Below are 17,023 nucleotides of genomic sequence, written 5' to 3' on the forward strand. Positions count from 1 at the left end.
ATTTGGAAAAATTAAAGGCACAAAACGAGCAAATCGTCAAGAGGCTAGACAGCCATGACAAACGCTTTGATGAAGTAAATAAACGTTTTGACGAGGGGAATAGCCGACTGAATACCCTTACTATTGGTTTTTTGAGTATTGTAGGAGTATTAGTGACTGGATTGTTGGGTATTATAGTCAAAATTGCACTCTTTCCCAATGCCGTCTAAGGGGTGAGGAAGAGATAAAAATGAACGATTGGCACGAAGAAATAAAGGAATTTTTAGACAGCGGTAACTATCCAGTTGTAATCAATTACTACGAAAAAAGAATAGCAGAAAACCCGGAAGAAATCACTGATTACTGGTATTTGGGGCTGGCCTATTTGTTAAACGGAAACGAGGAAGAAGCCACCGCCATCTGGTTAGTCCCTTTTGTGGAATTGTTGCCAGAGGAAACGGATAATCTGAACCAGAATTTGCAAGAGATATTACTCCGAGAAGCTAAACGACACGCGGCAAAAAACAATCACAATACCGAGGGCATTATAAGAGAAAAAATAGTAGAAATTGCCCCCGATAATCTGGAAAACATGATAAAATTAGCCCTATGTAATTGCCGCCGTAACTGCTTCGATCCCGAGATACTAAAACTGCTATCTTCGCTTCTAGAAAGAGGACGTGAACTTACAGAGGAAGAAATAAAAGACCTTTATCTGCTGTTAGAATTTGTATTAGAAATACCAGATGATGCCACAATTAAATTCCTTGAAAAGATTATACCAATTCTGGGGAATGATAACAAATTTGTTCAGGTTATATCAGCAAAAATAGATGAAATTGCCGACAGAAAACAACAGCCGTTTTGGGGGGCAAAATTATTAGCCGCCGTAGTAGATACACTGCCTAACAAACTCCAAAATATAGGTAGATTATTTCAGTATTATAGTAGGGCATCCAGGGACGAAGAGGCAAAAATATACGCCCAGGAATATGAAAAATACAGTGAAACCCTGCCACAGAAAGTTTCGGCCTATTACCAACTTCTGATAAACTGTATAAGTAGAGATGATTGGTTTAATGTTCCCCAATATGAGCAAAAACTAAGAGAATACCTAGAGAAGTTGATAGCAAACCCCCCCGAGGAAATGGAAGAATACTTGGCTGTGGGGTTGATTGTCATTCCCCCAGTTTTTTTCTATCTGCGGGATAATCTAATAGAAAATAGACATGTAGTCAATAGTATAGGTAGGATATTCCACCAACAAATCCATAGAATTTTTCCTTGTATTGGCTCCAGTTTTAGCAACAGGAAAAACCAGCAACCGAGAAAACTCAAAATAGGCTATATAGGATGCAGTCTGCGGAGACATCCTGTGGGACTATTAAGTCGCTGGCTGATAAAATACCACAACCGAGAAGAATTTTCTATTCACACCTACGGCATCTGTCAACCGCAGGATTATATTACCAAAAAATTCTTCCAACAAGGGGTAGATAAAAGCTATATTAGCAGTAGCGGCAATGTGAAGGAAATAGTCAATCAAATCCAAAAAGACGAAATTGACATCCTGGTAGACCTGGACAGTGCCACCAACAACACCACTGCTGCTATTATGGCACTAAAACCGGCCCCCATCCAAGTTACCTGGTTGGGGTTGGACAGTGACGGCATACCCGACATGGACTATTTTATCGCAGACCCCTACGTTTTGCCACCGGAAGCCGAACAATACTATACAGAGAAGATTTGGCGCCTACCCCATGTCTATGTAGCCGTGGAAGGGTTTGAAGTGGACGTCCCTACCCTAAGACGGGAAGACTTGGAAATCGAAGAAAAGGCGGTTGTATACTTCCATATTCAAAACCCCTACAAAAGAAACCCCCATACAATTCGCCTACAGATGAAAATACTAAAAGCCGTCCCCAATAGCTACCTCCTCGTCAAAGGCATGGCAGGCAAAAGTACCGAGAATCTCTTCAAAACCATCGCCACAGAGGAAGGCGTCAACCCCAATAGACTACGATTCCTCCCCCCCGCCCCTACAGAGGCTATCCACCGTGCTAACCTAAAAATAGCAGATGTCGTCCTAGACACTTACCCCTACAACGGTGCTACCACCACCCTGGAAACCCTCTGGCAAGAAATACCAATAGTTACAAGAGTAGGAGAACAATTCGCCGCCCGTAACAGTTATAGTTTTATGATGAATGTGGGGTTGAGAGAGGGGATTGCTTTTACCGATGAGGAGTATGTAGAGTGGGGCATAAGACTGGGCACAGATGAGGACTTGCGACTTAAGGTAACCTGGAAACTAAAACGAGCTAAACACGCCTCCCCCCTGTGGGATGCCCTCTCCTTTGCCAGAGACATGGAAAATGCCTACAGGCAAATGTATGAGGCGTATCAGAAATGACGGAAAAAAATTTTTGGTAAGGGTGATAGGTTTTTGGGTGGGGGTGGGTAAGCTGGAAGTAACAGAAAAGACAGACTAGTTGGCAGTCAAACCCGTAGGAGGAGAAAAAGTATGAAACCGGAAGTAACCCTTAAGTACCTCGCCTATCTGCGTCAGAAAAAACAACAAAACAAAGAGGGTTTCACCCTCATCGAGTTGCTGGTAGTAGTAATCATCATCGGTGTACTAGCCGCTGTAGCACTGCCCAACCTGTTGGGCCAAGTAGGTAAAGCCAGAGAATCCGAGGGTAAAAACGGTGTGGGCAGCATCAACCGCGCCCAACAAGCCTACCACTTTGAAAGACAAACTTTTGCCCATAACGTCAACGTCACTTCCGCAACCAACGCCCTGGGTGTTGTAATCAAAACCCAGTATTATTCAACCTGGAATGTAACTGGGGCCAGTGAGACGGCCACTGTGAGTGCCACAGCCAACCAGGCCACCAAGGACGGTGTGAGGAACTATGCCGGCGGGATAGCATTTAAAGACGGTGCCTATGACAGCTCCATATGCCAGTCCGACAACATAGGTGGGACTGCCACGGCATCAGTGGGTGGCGGCACGGCGGGCTGCAGTGCCGGTGCTGAGTTGAAATAGTGTCCGTCTGGGGGTGTTGGCGGGTTGTGCCCCGATGCCCCCCTTCGCCAAAAATGGATTACGTTGTGGAGCGGCTTTTGGCCGGGGACTACGGCAGGGCAATTTCCCTCCTGGAGGGGAGGATGGGGGAGGGAGTTGCCCTGCGGGCTGATTATTATGCTTTAGCTTTGGCCTACTCCCTGGCGGGGGAAGAAGAGACTGCCCAGTCTATTTGGATGTCGTTGTTGCTAGAGGCAGAGGATTTTCAGAGGGAATTAGATGCCATTGTCTCCTTTATAGATGGGATTGGCAGGGGAATACTCAAAAGGGGCTCACTTCAAACCGCCCTTAGGGTTTATACAATCCTAGAGGAGTTGTTATCCAACCGGGAGGGGGAGAGGGAAGAGGACGCCGTGTACTACCACCGTATCGGGTTGGCGGCGGAGTTGGCGGCAGACTTCCCCCGCATGGAGAGGTGTTACCTTAAGGCCATCCAGTTGGGGAGGATAGTTGACTCCTGTGAGCGTCTTGGGAAGCTGTATCTATTATGGGGGATGACAGAGAAGGCAATAGAGGTTTTCCGAAAAGAGGTGTCCTACTCCCCCCACGGTTACGCCGGTTACCTGAACCTATTCGCCGCCTATCACAAAAGCGGTAGGATAAAAGAGGCCATTGAGATTGCGGAAGAGGCGGAAAGAAAATGCCCGGATTACAGTCTTCTCTGGAAGATAAGAAAATATCTGGTGCTGCCTCCCCTCTATCATAGTCGGGAGGAAATGGAGTACTATCGTCAGAGGTATGTTGAGGGATTGAATAGGCTAACCGAGGAGGTGGCTAAACTGGATTTAAATAATCCAGAGGTGAGACAAAAAGCCTTTGAATGTTTCAGGTGTAATGTTAACTTCGAGTTAGCCTACCAACGCTTCAATCACAGGAACTTACAAAAACAATACGGAGATTTGCTAGCCAGGGTATTAGCCGCCAACTATCCTGATTGGGTGAAGCCAAAACCAAAAAAACCTGTTGTCAACCGCAAGATAAGAGTGGGTTATGTCTCCGAATGCATGTGTAGACACGTGGTGGCTAGACTTACCTCCGGCTGGTTACGCCACCACAATCGGGACAAGTTTGAAATCTACTCCTATTATATTGGTACCACATACGACGAGGTCACCAGAGTCTACGAGGAAAATAGTCACTTCTTCTACCATATAGACGGATTTGAAGATGTTTGTCATCAGATTCTCCAGGATGATTTGGATATCCTGGTGTTGATAGAAATAGGCATGTCTTCCCAGATGGCTTTTTTGGGCAGTCTAAGACTTGCCCCTGTACAGTGTACCACATGGGCCCACCCTGAAACCTCCGGCTTGTCTCAAGTGGATTATTTCCTCTCCAGTGATTTGATGGAACCTGAAAACGCACAAGAACACTACACAGAAAAGTTAATCCGTCTGCCAAACATAGGCATCTCCTTCCAAAAACCCCCCCTGCCAGAAAATCCCAAAGGCAGAGATTACTTCGGCTTGCCGCAAGACAGTATTGTATTCTTCTGTGGGCAAAGTATTTTTAAGTATCTGCCGGAAAATGATTACCTGTTAGCTAATATAGCCTCTCAAATACCCAATAGCAAATTTGTATTTATCAGTCGTCCTAATCCAGAATTGGCCAGTCAATTCCAACAACGTTTAGGCAAAGCCTTTCAGGAATTGGGACTGGACATACAGGATTATACCACTTTCCTTCCCCAACTAGGCACAGATGAGTACTTGAGTCTAAACCTAGCTTGTGATATATTCCTAGACAGTTTAGGATGGTCGGGTGGTGGCACAACTCTAGAAGCCTTGGCTTGTAGTCTCCCAGTGGTGACTATGCCCGGGGAGTTCATGCGAGGCCGACACTCCTATGCTATACTGACCATGCTGGGGGTAACAGAAACCATTGCCTCTTCCCCACAGGAATATGTGGACATCGCCGTAAGACTTGCCACAGACAACCACTGGCGTCGGGAGATTAGAGAGAAAATTGCCCAAAATCACCACCGTCTCTACGATGATGTGGAATGTGTGAGGGGTTTAGAACAATTTTATACACAAGTAGTCCAATCTGATGGGGATTAGGAAATAGAGAGTGGGGTGGGATATAATAACAACAATTGACCAATCGTTTGGAATGAAAATGGCAGAAGAGGAGATAACAGAATTTTTGACATCTGAAAACTATCCCGCGGCAATTAGTTACTATGAGCAAAAAATAACAGAAAATCCCGAGGAAATCACCAACTACTGGCATCTCGGATTAGCCTACTTGTTGAACGGAAATGAGGAGGAAGCTACTGCCACCTGGTTGATTCCCTTTGTCCAATTACAGCCAGAAAATACAGATTTCCTCAACGAAAGCCTAGTTGAAGTTTTAGAAGCAGAGGCAAAAAGACAAGAGGAAATCAGCCAACAACACACTGCTCTAATTATAAGGGAAAAAATAGCAGGATTCGCGCCATATAATCTGGAAAATACTCTAAGACTTTTGCTGCTTAAATTCTCCTTGAACCAGTTTTACATATCCCTGTTGGAAGAATATAAATTGGCCGAAGTTGTTAGGGAAAAATTTGAAGGAAATCATAGAGGGCTCCTTTTTAAACTTTTAGACAGAATCCTAGAGTGTCCCCATATAAAAACTCTGGAATTTTTGGAAAAAATAAAACCACTGGTGGAGGGCTACAAGGAAGTCGTCGATTTGATAATGTCAAAAGTTGACCTGATGGCAGAGGACAAGGGGTATGTCGTATACGGCGCTAAACTGCTGGAATTATTACTGTCATTTCCTATTCAAAATAACGATGATAAATTGTGGAAACTACACAGAATTTTTCGTTACTACATAAGGGCTTGCAGACACGAGGACGCTAAAAGAATAGCCTTGAAATATGAGAAACACAGTAAAACTCGGGGAGAAAAACTTTTAGCCAGCCACATGCTGGTCTATAATCAAATACATGGGGGCGACTGGCTGAGTATATCTCCCTATGTTGAAAGATATAAACAGCGTCTGAAAGAGTTTATAGAAGAGGATGAACCCCTAGAGAAGGACTACTTGAAAACTTGGCTAATAGCCACAGTGGACTCATTGTATTGGTTACAGGATAAACCTAGAGAAAACAGATTTCTTATTAATGGTATTGCGAAAAGATTTGAATTAGAAAACCGCTCAAGGTTCAGTTATCCAGTTTATTTTTACAAACCAAAAAACAGGCAAAAAAAACTAAAAATAGGCTATATTGGGCACACCTTAAGAAGTCACTCCGTGGGCCTATTGAGTCGTTGGTTAATCAGCCATCATGATAGGGAAAATTTCTCTATTTATGTTTACCTAGTCTGCCAACCAGAAGACTACATCACCCAAACATTCTTTATCAATAGAGTAGATAAAACCTATAGTGGCGGCAGAAACGTGAATGAGTATATCACCGAAATCGAAAAAGACGAAGTGGATATCCTAGTAGACTTGGATAGCCTCACCCACGATATTACCGCCATTGTTATGTCATTGAAACCCGCCCCTATTCAAGTAAGTTGGTTGGGAATGGACAGTAGCGGCATCCCTAGTTTAGACTATTTTATAGCTGATCCCTACGTTTTACCAGACTCCGCCCAGGAATACTATAGGGAAAAAATCTGGCGTCTGCCTCATGTATATATAGCAGTAGACGGTTTTGAAATCGATATTCCCACTCTAAAACGACAACACCTGGGAATCGAAGAGGAGGCAGTTGTTTATCTCAATGTACAAAACTCCTTCAAACGTAACCCCCACATCATCCGTCTCCAAATGCAAATACTCAAGGCTGTAGCCAACAGCTATCTGTTAATCAAGGGTTTTGGCGACGAAAAAGCAACAAAAGACTTGTTTGCCACCATCGCCACTGAAGAAGGGGTTAACCCCGATAGAATTAAATTCCTCCCCCCCACCCCCACAGAGGCCATTCACCGTGCCAACCTAAAAATAGCAGATGTTGTTCTAGATACTTACCCCTACAACGGTGCTACTACTACCCTGGAAACCCTTTGGCAAGAAATACCAATAGTTACAAGAGTAGGGGAACAATTCGCTGCCCGTAATAGTTATACTTTCATGATGAATGTGGGGGTAAGGGAGGGGATTGCCTTTACTGATGAGGAGTATGTAGAGTGGGGAATAAAATTGGGAAAAGACGAGAATTTACGCAACAAAGTCAGTTGGCAGTTAAGACAGGCTAAACACACCTCCCCCCTTTGGAATGCTAGACAATTCGCCAGAGACATGGAAAACGCCTATCGTCAAATGTGGGAAATCTATACTGGCAACTGTTAGACTATCCCATCCAACTCCTCCTCCCCCACTGTTGCTAAATCTTTAAATAAATCCCTGCTAGCTTTTTGTACATCCTCCAGTGAGAAGGAAATTCTGGCTTTTATTCTCGGCAACAATTTTCTCCACTGTCTCTCATTCAAGTCACTGACAAATACTATGTCTAGATATTTTTCCAAGTCTAACCCTTGGTGTAACATCAATTCCATTACCACCCCCGACACCAGTGAGTTGGCATCTTCCTCACTATAACCACTGGCGTCTATAATCAGAGTTACAGTCTTATCAGTCTGGGTGGCTGCCACAGTCAGTTTCTCTAAAATGCCAGTTAATGCCGCAATCAGTTTCCCTTCCTCCCCCTGCCAGTAGGGCAATATCAGATAATTACAGTCTGTTAGCTTGACAGGGAGAGAAACAACATCTAGAATAGTTTCCCTAATTATTGAAGCAGTATTAGCCCAAGAAAACTGTTTTACCCTCTCTAATCCCTCTTTTATCAGTCTTTCCCTAACACTGGGTTTTTGTATCTCACATAAGGCTTCTGCCATCCCCTCCACATCATCATCCTCCACGTATATTGCCGCCTTTCCCCCTATTTCTGGTAGAGAAGCATTTGGGGTAGTAATTATAGGACAACCACATGCCATTGCCTCCAACAGCGGTAACCCAAAACCTTCATACTTCGAGGGATACACCAGTGCTACAGCCCCACTATAGGCCACTCTCAATTCCTCATCCCCCAGGTATAAACAATGTACACTACATCCTGTTGTATATTTTCGCCATTCAGGGGGTAACTGGTTGCCAAAGCCAGTGGCGACAACATCAAAACCCCCCCTATTAGCCAGTTTGCTAAAAGCCTGGAAAAAAAGAATAGTATTCTTATATTTGCCTTCCCCCAGGGCACTGGTGATGAGAAAATAGGGCTTATGTATACCGTATTTGTGTTTAAATCTTATAATCTCCTCTTGGTTGGCAGGATAGAATTCTTCTCCCACCCCGTTGTAGGCAATAGTGATGTCTGTCTCCCTGATGTGAGGGTAAATTCTTCTTAAATCCCGGGCAGTATTTTCAGAAACGCATATATAATGGCTGGCATAGTTGATTGCCTCTGTTTTCCCCCGCCAAGAGGGATGATTCAAATCTAATCCAAACAACTCCGGAATCATATCATGCAACATCAAAATAGAGGGGGTGGTTTGAGGGATGGTATAATAGGTGGATATGAATAATTCTGCCCCTTCCTCATCACAGATTTGTTGCAATAGACGACGGTCACCCTCTATATTGTTCACATTATAGCCAGCAATAGTACGATAACGAATTCCCTCTATTCTCGGTGCGGTGTTAACCCTATCTAGTACTAGAATATGACTGGCAAACTCCCCCTTTGCCCATTCTCTCAACAGACTATACCACACTCGGGCGATTCCTGTCCGCCACAATTGGAAGAATACCCCGTCTATTACAATTATCGGCGATTTTGGCTCAGGGATTCTGGTGATTCTTTGCCTCTGTGCAATTCTACTAATAACTGTCTCGTAATCTCGGGCCAAAAGGGATTCTTTACTTGGGGTTTTTGTCTCTCCTCTTTTTATAAGGGTAAACAGATTTTCAGGTAGGTTGTTATTAACAGTCAGGAGATGTAAAGACTCTCCATCAGTATAGAGTTTTAAGTTGTATTTCCTCGCCATTATCTCCAAGGCTTTCCTAGTATAAATTCCAACATGTTGCCCTTCGTGGGGCGCATAATACCACCATTCATCAGGTTTAGGATTATTCTTAGGTAATAGCTGAGTAGAAATAAGTATGTTTTGGGAATATTGCAAGATGTTTTCCATCTCCCCAAGGGGGTTGTTAAAATGCTCAAATACCTCAAATGCCGTCACCATTTCAAATTTTTTATCCTGGCAATCTGATAACTCAAACCCAGTGGCAAACAGATTCCGACAAAACTTATCATACCAGTAGAAGTCAAAACCTCTATCCCTCATTAAACGCACAAAAACTCCATATCCACCCCCATAATCTAAAAATTTCCCCTCATGATTGAAATAGTTAAATATCAGTCTGGCAGCAATTTCAGCCAGGAAATTATTCCGATACAACAACCCTATGTCACTGGCAGCTATTGCCTCTGAATATGCCTCCTCCAACCAGTAAGGATTTTCAGTTTGCACAAAGCCACAATTGCTACACTGATAGTATTTTACATCATACTTTTGCAAGAACTTCGCCGTGGCAAAATAATAGGAATCTGAATGACAAATTTTGCATTTTGTTGGACAAAACGCACCACTAAATTGTGTCTCCTCTGTAAAATTGTCTGCCTCTATGTGAGGAGTTATAATTGGCGGATGTTTTAGGGGAAAATCCATGGCGGCCACTGGCATGTTGGCAAAAATACTTTCTCTTTTAATCGTATGGGTTGCCTCTACACCAAAACCAATATTCCTTACAAGATTAACTTCCGGTAGAATACAAAAACCGTTGTTATTCCATAAGGCAAATACCCAAACATAATCCCAAGTGTCAAAACCATCATAGACTGCCTGGAATATTTTTGACCAGTAAGCCGCCGCCTGGGAATTTTTTAAAAACTCATTCAGCCAACCACTATCCCTCAATTCTGGCCATTTTTTCATAGAATCGTCATATTTCAGCCATGCCCGACGCCAAGTTGCCCACCCCCAACAATGGCCATAACGGGAGAAATAATAACTATACCCGGTTTTATTGCGCCCAAACTGGAAGTTATCTCCGGAAATCATCATTATTCTCTCATTTTCACCATATCTCTCCAGTAACTCCTCACAGTAACGGAAAAAACTAGGATGGGGAATGCAATCGTCTTCCAAAATAATAGCCTTCTCTACCAAAGAAAATACCCAATCCAAACCACTGCTAACCCTTTTCCTACAACCCAAATTCACATCTGAATAGTTAGTCAAAACCTCGCAATCCCAATCCACCCCCCTGACAACTTCCCTCGCCTGCAAACACTTTTCCCACTCCCCTGGTTTGTCTTCCCGCGCCCCGTCTGCTATTACTAGTAGTTTAGGAGGCTTGACTTTTCGTATTACATTGAGCACCTTTCTTGTAGTCTCCGGACGTTTAAAAATAATTAAGGCTACCGGTGTCCTTATTTTTTGTGTCATTTTGTCTTCCCGCTGACGGTTAACTTTCTATTTATTTTACCCCATTTTCATCGGTATAATTTGTCCATTGCTACTGGCATTTCATCCTAGGTGTTCCTTCCCATTCTTTCAGATTTCAAATTAATAAAAATTCGCTATAACTCTCGCAAATTATACATATTTTTGCTATAATGTACCCAAGCATAATCTCGGGTTTACTGGGCAATAATGGATGATTATATTTAAGCAGTTAGTTTTGGAAAACTTTGGCCCATACAGGGGAAGAAATACTATTAATTTAGCCCCCAATGAAGAACTGGGAAACTCTCCCATTATTCTCATCGGCGGCCTCAATGGGGGAGGAAAAACTACAATATTGGATGCTATTAAATTGGCACTGTATGGCAAACGCGCCGAATACTCTAACCGTAATAATATGACATACAGAGAGTTCTTGTTGCAATGTATTAATCGGCAAATTGATATAGGGGAATATGCTCGGGTAGAATTGGCTTTTGAATACGTGTTTGATAAACGACACTATCATATTAGAGTCATCCGTTTTTGGGATAAAATCATAGCGAATGGCACCGACAACTTGTCTGTAATGATAGAAGACTATCCCGATGTAGAATTGACGGACAATTGGGATGAATATGTTGAGACAATTATACCGGCAGGCTTGTCAAATCTCTATTTTTGCGATGGCGAGAGGATAAAAAATCTGGCAGAAAGGGATTTTATACCCTCCGCACTAGTCAAGGCTATTAAGTCTATTATAGGTTTAGAAATTGTTGACAGATTGGTAGTGGATTTAGATGTTTTGGCAAACCGCAAGAAAAGAGAAATATTTGACGCAAATCCGGCTAAGACTACTGAAGTGGAAAAACAGTTAAGGGAATTGGAAAACGAAAGGGAAGTCTTACTAAGAGAGGAATTAGAGAAAAAGGAAGCATTCTTACGAAGCCAAGAAGAGTACAATAAAGTTCATCAACAATGGCAAGATTTTGTTTCAAAAAATGAGGCCAGGAAACAAGAGTTTACTCAGAAAATTAGGTATACCGAAAAACAAATCCATAATCTAACACTGGAATTAAAACGTCTGGCCTATCAGTATCTACCTCTGGGTTTCATCAAAACATTACTAGAAGAATTAGAGGCGGAGTTGCAACATCAGTGGCTACTAAAGCAATTGGAAATGTCCCAGAATCTGATTGCAGAGAGAGACGAAAAACTTATATCCTTCTTAAAAGAAATTGAGACAAAACCCGAGATAATTTCGGCAGTAGATTCCTATCTGAAAAAACAGCGGCACCTAGACAGAATACAGCTGCAATCCAAAAAAATTTATTTGCCTATAAAGAGTAAAACCATGGCAAATTTCACCTCCATTGTGGGCAACCTGTTGCCACGCCAAATGGAGAAGGCTCAAATTGTTTTTGAATCCCTGGAAACTCTGGAAGAAGAATTATTGGCAACCGTTGAAAATTCTCAAGACAATTTGAATCAGCAGTATGAAACATTGCAGCAAAAACTTCAAGATGTACAACATCGATTCCTTCAGGCAAAGAGTGACTATGAATACGTGAGAAAAAGACTAGATGAGGTGGAAGGTAAAATTGAATTCCTTGAGGCAAAATTGGACAACTACAGTGATAGAAAAGTCGAGGATTCTCGCGCCCAACATATACTGGAAAACATCCCTAAGATAAAAGAAACTCTTGCTATTTTCCAGGAAAGATTGACTTACACCAAACTCAACAAACTAGAGTCGGAAGTAACAACCTGTTTTCGCTATCTACTCCACAAAAACAATCTCATTGGCAGAGTGTGTTTGGAGGGAAATTTGACAACCCCAGAAGAGGACAATCTTATCATACAATTGTACAACCTAGAGGGAAAATTAATACCTAAACAAAGACTCTCTGCCGGAGAAAAACAAATCCTGGCCACTTCTCTATTATGGGCACTAACTAGAATATCTGAAAAGAGTCTACCCGTCGTAATAGACACCCCCTTGGCAAGATTAGATTCCTCCCACCGTCAAAATTTAGTTCAACGTTATTTTCCCTCCGCCTCCCATCAAGTTATTCTCCTCTCCACCGACACGGAAATCGGCAAAGAAGAAGTTACCTTCTTTAGGGAAAAACAACTTATCTCCAGGGAATATATTCTAAAACACGATAGCAGAAATCATCGCACCGTCATCCAAAATGGCTACTTTTGGTAATTCTTCACTTCTCCCTGAAAAATTGCGGATTTAGCAGCCAAACACTTAAATAAAAAAAGGGAGTGTCAGCCAAGGCAAATAGAATTTTATAAATCAGACTGTTGGTAAATAAATCGCCAACTCTATCCCAAGAAACTACCCCGAAGAAACATAAAACCCCCAACAGTAAACAGGTATCTATAATTTGGGAGAATATGGTGGAAAAATTGTTTCTTACCCAAAGATACCTTCCCCTAGTCAAGTCTTTCCAAAAATGAAATAATCTAATATCCACAAACTGGGCGACTAAATATGCTAATAGTGAAGCTATCACCGCTGGCGGAAACAACCCAAATACCTTATTAAAAGTTTTATCATCAATGGGGGACCAACTGGTAGCATCCACCCAGTTGGCAATGGAGATTACCCCCAAGATGAAAATATTGGTGATAAAACCCGCAACTACTACCTGATTCGCCCTGGTTTTCCCATATATCTCTGAGATTATATCGGTACATAAAAAGGTAATAGGATAGGGAATAATCCCTACGGAAACCTCTAAAGACAAAGAGAAAATATTGACAGTAAAAAACTTCTGGAAAATAAGATTCGAACAAACCAAACAGCCAATAAAAACACCAGATATAGTTAAAAAGATTAAATTAGCATCTGTCTTTATGATTCCCTCTCTCCCCATCATCCATGTCACCGGCTACTATACCCCACTGGCATCTGTTTTCACAATCCCTTCTCTCCCACCATATTGCCTGCTATTATACCGCCTAGGCCCCTGTTTTAACCAATTCTCTCCTCCCATTTTCCACACCAGTGGGTCATTATATCAGATATGTCAGAGTCTTCCAAAAATGGTGTTTATAATGGCAACAATCGCCCCCCACATGCGCCAGTGGGTCATTATAGTATTACAATGTCATGGTCCGTTTTAACAATCTCCCCCCCCTCCTTACCTCACCCATTATCACATTGGATTGCTGTCTTGTTTTAACAACTCTCCTCTCCCTTCTTTTCCCCACACCGGCAGGCCATTCATTATTATGGTGATTATAGTGTCTGTTTATATTGTCTGTGTTTATAGTGTCTGTAGTGTCAGACTGGTATTCGTTTAATAACCCCCTACCCGCTTACTGTCGCATTTAATGGTTAATAATCCCTTCTTCTTCCACCCCCATCCATGTCACCAGCTACTATCTCATTCCCCTATTTTCCAAACCAGTGGGCCATCATGGTATCATAATAGCCCCCATTTTGATAATCCCCTCCACTCCTACTAGTGGCATCCCTTACAATGATTTCCCCCCTGAATTAAAAGATGTGGGTAATAGTGTCTCCCACTCACCTCATCGCAGAAAATCAATCAGTTGTGACTGGGAGATGGTTTCCTGTTGTCCTGTGGTTAAATCTTTAAGTTGAATGGTATTATTTTCCACCTCCTCGTCTCCTAATATTAAACACTTTTTCGCCCCGCTACGAGATGCCCTTTTCAACTGTTTGGCAAAATTACTACCACTCAAGTCTAACTCTACCCTAAAACCGGCTCGACGTAAGTTTTGGGCAACAATCAAGGCTTGTCTTTCCGCCTTCTCCCCCCGACTGGCAAAATAAATATCTACACAGGGAGGTGACATGGGACGAATGTTCTGCAATAATAGGATAAGACGCTCCATCCCCATGGCCCAACCAACGGCTGGTGTTTCATTACCCCCTAATTGGGATACTAACCCGTCATATCTACCACCACCACATACTGTAGCTTGTGCGCCTAAATCCGCCGATTGAATCTCAAAAGCAGTATGGGTGTAGTAGTCCAAGCCTCTGACTAAATGGGGATTCAACTGGTAGGCAATCCCTAAATCCGTCAGTAAACTACATACCGTGTCAAAATGGCGTCTAGACTCCGCACCTAAATAGTCTAAAATACTAGGAGCCCCCTTGACAATCTCCTGAGTTTTACTATCCTTGCTGTCTAAAATCCTAAGAGGATTCCGAGTTAGTCTTTCCTGAGAATCTTTGTCTAAATCCTCCCTGTAAGGGGTTAAATAATCCACCAACGCCTCTCTATATTTCTGTCTATCCTCCACACTCCCAACAGAATTTAACTGTAAACTCAAATTCTCCAACCCCAGTTTCCTTAATATCTCTGTTGCCAACACAATCACTTCCACATCCGCGCGAGGGGAATTACTCCCTATTAACTCCAAGCCTATCTGATGAAACTGTCTCTGCCTCCCAGCCTGCGGGCGTTCGTAGCGGAACATAGCACCACAATACCACAGTCTCTCCACTCCCCCACTGGCATATAATTTATTTTGTATATACGCTCTTACTACACCTGCTGTTCCCTCGGGGCGAAGGGTAATACTCCTGTTACCTTTGTCAATAAAAGTATACATTTCTTTACCCACCACGTCAGTAGTCTCACCAATACCCCTTTCAAACAGATGGGTAGACTCGAAAATGGGAGTGCGAATTTCCCGATATGCCGCCTTTTCTAGAATTTCCGCCGCTACCCTTTCCACATACTGCCAATAGACTACCTCTTCTGGCAATATATCTTTTGTGCCTCTTATAGCCTGTATCACTTCCATATGGGGTAAGTCTGATTTCTTTTCTCTGCCCACAAACATTGTTACATTTTGACAGAAATCCACACACAAAGGCAATTATTCCTATCCCTTACCGCCAACGCCAATCACCCCTGTGGTTTTCCCTTAAGTGTATTCTATAATGCCAATAGGGTCATCTTCATAATTCACTCTTCTATGTTTTTTCCCCCACCACCTCTTCTAATACGACTGTGGTTAAATTTCACCCTCAAGGAGAAACTGGGTTTTTGTTTTGGAGGTAGTATTTTTCTCCTTTCCCTCTTGTATAGCTTTATAGTATCCCATTCGGTGCAAACCCGTCTGGGGGCAGAAAAACGTATTTTCCTCCAACAGGTGGCAACTCAATTAGTCAACACCTTTTCCCGTGGCATGTTTGAGCGGTATAATGACATTGACAACTTAACCGTTTTAGATGTTTTTCGCCAAAAGGGGAAAGACAAAGACAAACGCCGTTAATACCTGGAAAAACTGCAACAGACATATCAATACTACGCCTGGATTGGTTTTGCCACCGTAGACGGCAAAGTAGAGGTTGCCACGAAGCGGCTGTTGGAAGGAGTAGATGTCAGCAAACGCCCGTGGTTTCGGGAGGGATTAAAAGGTCCTTTTGTAGGCGATGTGCATGAAGCTGTATTACTCGCTAGAAAATTACCCCCACTCCCTAATAATGAGCCTTGGCGTTTTTTAGATGTCGCCTTTCTAGTTTATAATCCCAGTGGGCAGCTTTTAGGTGGGTGCACATCTTAGCTGGGAGTGGGTAAAAGAAGTTAATAATACCCTTCTTCGACATCTTCCCCAGGGCCAGGGAATAGAGGTTATTATTCTTAATAGGGGAGGCGTCGTTATACTTCATACTGCCAAAACCCTAGAAGGGGAGGTTTTCTCCCAGGCTTCTCTTTCCACTTTTCTCAACGATTCCCGTTTCTTCACCGTCTCCCTGCAAGACGCCAGTTACTATGATTATCCCGGCTTGGGGTGGCATATTGTTGTACGTCAGCCTAGAGAAGTCGCACTACAACCTGCCTTTCAGTTGCAAGGAGAGATAATACTTTGGGGGTTGTTACTAGCTAGTGTTTTTTCTTCCCTCTGCTGGTGGATTGCCCATTTTATCACTAAACCCCTCCTCACTATAGCACAACAAGCCTATCGTCTTCTAAAGGGGGAGCGACAAATTCCCCTTATTACCTTCCCCCTCCCCAAATTTACTTCTACCCCCAGAAATGAGATTCTCCTCCTCTCTTACAGTCTCGGGGATTTAGTAAATAGTCTCATCCAACAGGAAAAATTCCTCCAAAACCTCAATAAACAACTAGAAGAAAAAGTCAGGGAAAGGACAAAAAAATTGGAACAAGCTAAAGAAATTGCCGAAAAAGCCAGTAGAGCTAAAAGCATTTTCCTCGCTAATATGAGTCATGAATTTCGTACGCCACTCAATGCTATTTTGGGCTTCACTCAGATTTTATTAGACAATAATAATCTGGATGAGGAAGCCAGGGAAAACCTCAAAATCATCCTAAATAGTGGCGAGCATTTGTTATCCTTGATTAATGAGGTATTAGAAATATCAAAAATCGAATCCGGCAGGATTGAATTGAGATAGAATTCCTTTTCCTTGCCGGATTTAATTTCCTCCTTGAAATCCATGTTACAGATTAAGGCTACAGAGAAAAATATCGAGCTGATTTTCGATGTCGCG

Annotated in this window: 11 protein-coding genes; 8 read left to right on the forward strand and 3 right to left on the reverse strand. The window is 42.7% G+C overall.

The features are described from left to right. From IGQ44_01070 to IGQ44_01090, 5 genes are all read left to right on the forward strand, one after another. The coding region (locus IGQ44_01070; protein HIK36572.1) for a DUF4164 domain-containing protein at positions 1 to 209 on the forward strand (209 nt) is incomplete at its 5' end. 20 nt (positions 210 to 229) lie between these two features. Continuing rightward, positions 230 to 2,395, forward strand: coding sequence for an O-linked N-acetylglucosamine transferase, SPINDLY family protein (locus IGQ44_01075; GenBank protein HIK36573.1), 2,166 nt, complete (start codon positions 230 to 232; stop codon positions 2,393 to 2,395). Between the two features lie 111 nt (positions 2,396 to 2,506). Next, complete coding sequence (locus IGQ44_01080; GenBank protein ID HIK36574.1) at positions 2,507 to 3,031, forward strand: prepilin-type N-terminal cleavage/methylation domain-containing protein; 525 nt, start codon at positions 2,507 to 2,509, stop codon at positions 3,029 to 3,031. 53 nt (positions 3,032 to 3,084) lie between these two features. Next, positions 3,085 to 5,130, forward strand: a complete 2,046-nt coding sequence (locus tag IGQ44_01085) for an O-linked N-acetylglucosamine transferase, SPINDLY family protein (GenBank protein HIK36575.1) — start codon at positions 3,085 to 3,087, stop codon at positions 5,128 to 5,130. Positions 5,131 to 5,188: 58 nt separating this feature from the next. Beyond that, positions 5,189 to 7,360: an O-linked N-acetylglucosamine transferase, SPINDLY family protein gene (locus tag IGQ44_01090; protein HIK36576.1), complete on the forward strand. Its 2,172-nt coding sequence runs from the start codon at positions 5,189 to 5,191 to the stop codon at positions 7,358 to 7,360. Here IGQ44_01090 and IGQ44_01095 read toward each other — a convergent pair. After that, positions 7,357 to 10,515 (reverse strand): glycosyltransferase, encoded by a 3,159-nt coding sequence (locus tag IGQ44_01095; GenBank protein ID HIK36577.1) that lies wholly within the window; start codon positions 10,513 to 10,515, stop codon positions 7,357 to 7,359. The genes IGQ44_01090 and IGQ44_01095 overlap by 4 nt on opposite strands. Before the next feature lie 211 nt (positions 10,516 to 10,726). On the opposite strand from IGQ44_01095, the gene dndD reads away from it, so the two are divergent. Continuing rightward, complete coding sequence (gene dndD / locus IGQ44_01100) at positions 10,727 to 12,724, forward strand: DNA sulfur modification protein DndD (GenBank protein HIK36578.1); 1,998 nt, start codon at positions 10,727 to 10,729, stop codon at positions 12,722 to 12,724. Between the two features lie 4 nt (positions 12,725 to 12,728). Here dndD and IGQ44_01105 read toward each other — a convergent pair whose 3' ends face one another. Together IGQ44_01105 and IGQ44_01110 are read right to left on the reverse strand one after the other, a co-directional pair. Continuing rightward, positions 12,729 to 13,400: a queuosine precursor transporter gene (locus IGQ44_01105; GenBank protein ID HIK36579.1), complete on the reverse strand. Its 672-nt coding sequence runs from the start codon at positions 13,398 to 13,400 to the stop codon at positions 12,729 to 12,731. A 661-nt stretch (positions 13,401 to 14,061) separates the two neighbouring features. Beyond that, the gene (locus tag IGQ44_01110; GenBank protein HIK36580.1) at positions 14,062 to 15,309 is read right to left on the reverse strand and encodes a histidine--tRNA ligase; all 1,248 of its coding nucleotides are present in this window, start codon (positions 15,307 to 15,309) and stop codon (positions 14,062 to 14,064) included. Between the two features lie 48 nt (positions 15,310 to 15,357). Here IGQ44_01110 and IGQ44_01115 point away from each other — a divergent pair, with 48 nt between their 5' ends. Together IGQ44_01115 and IGQ44_01120 are read left to right on the forward strand one after the other, a co-directional pair. After that, complete coding sequence (locus tag IGQ44_01115) at positions 15,358 to 15,783, forward strand: hypothetical protein (GenBank protein HIK36581.1); 426 nt, start codon at positions 15,358 to 15,360, stop codon at positions 15,781 to 15,783. Between the two features lie 274 nt (positions 15,784 to 16,057). Further along, on the forward strand, positions 16,058 to 16,927 hold the full coding sequence (locus IGQ44_01120; protein ID HIK36582.1) for a hypothetical protein: 870 nt from the start codon (positions 16,058 to 16,060) through the stop codon (positions 16,925 to 16,927). Positions 16,928 to 17,023: the final 96 nt, after the last annotated feature.

The sequence above is a fragment of the Geminocystis sp. M7585_C2015_104 genome, from assembly GCA_015295805.1.
Lineage (GTDB): Bacteria > Cyanobacteriota > Cyanobacteriia > Cyanobacteriales > Cyanobacteriaceae > DVEF01.

What these genes read in the sequence shown, in the direction of transcription:
- IGQ44_01075 (HIK36573.1), top strand. Translation starts at nt 230, where the DNA reads ATGAACGATTGGCACGAAGAAATAAAGGAATTTTTAGACAGCGGTAAC.
- IGQ44_01080 (HIK36574.1), top strand. Translation starts at nt 2,507, where the DNA reads ATGAAACCGGAAGTAACCCTTAAGTACCTCGCCTATCTGCGTCAGAAA.
- IGQ44_01085 (HIK36575.1), top strand. Translation starts at nt 3,085, where the DNA reads ATGGATTACGTTGTGGAGCGGCTTTTGGCCGGGGACTACGGCAGGGCA.
- IGQ44_01090 (HIK36576.1), top strand. Translation starts at nt 5,189, where the DNA reads ATGGCAGAAGAGGAGATAACAGAATTTTTGACATCTGAAAACTATCCC.
- IGQ44_01095 (HIK36577.1), bottom strand. Translation starts at nt 10,515, where the DNA reads ATGACACAAAAAATAAGGACACCGGTAGCCTTAATTATTTTTAAACGT.
- dndD (HIK36578.1), top strand. Translation starts at nt 10,727, where the DNA reads ATGATTATATTTAAGCAGTTAGTTTTGGAAAACTTTGGCCCATACAGG.
- IGQ44_01105 (HIK36579.1), bottom strand. Translation starts at nt 13,400, where the DNA reads ATGGGGAGAGAGGGAATCATAAAGACAGATGCTAATTTAATCTTTTTA.
- IGQ44_01110 (HIK36580.1), bottom strand. Translation starts at nt 15,309, where the DNA reads ATGGAAGTGATACAGGCTATAAGAGGCACAAAAGATATATTGCCAGAA.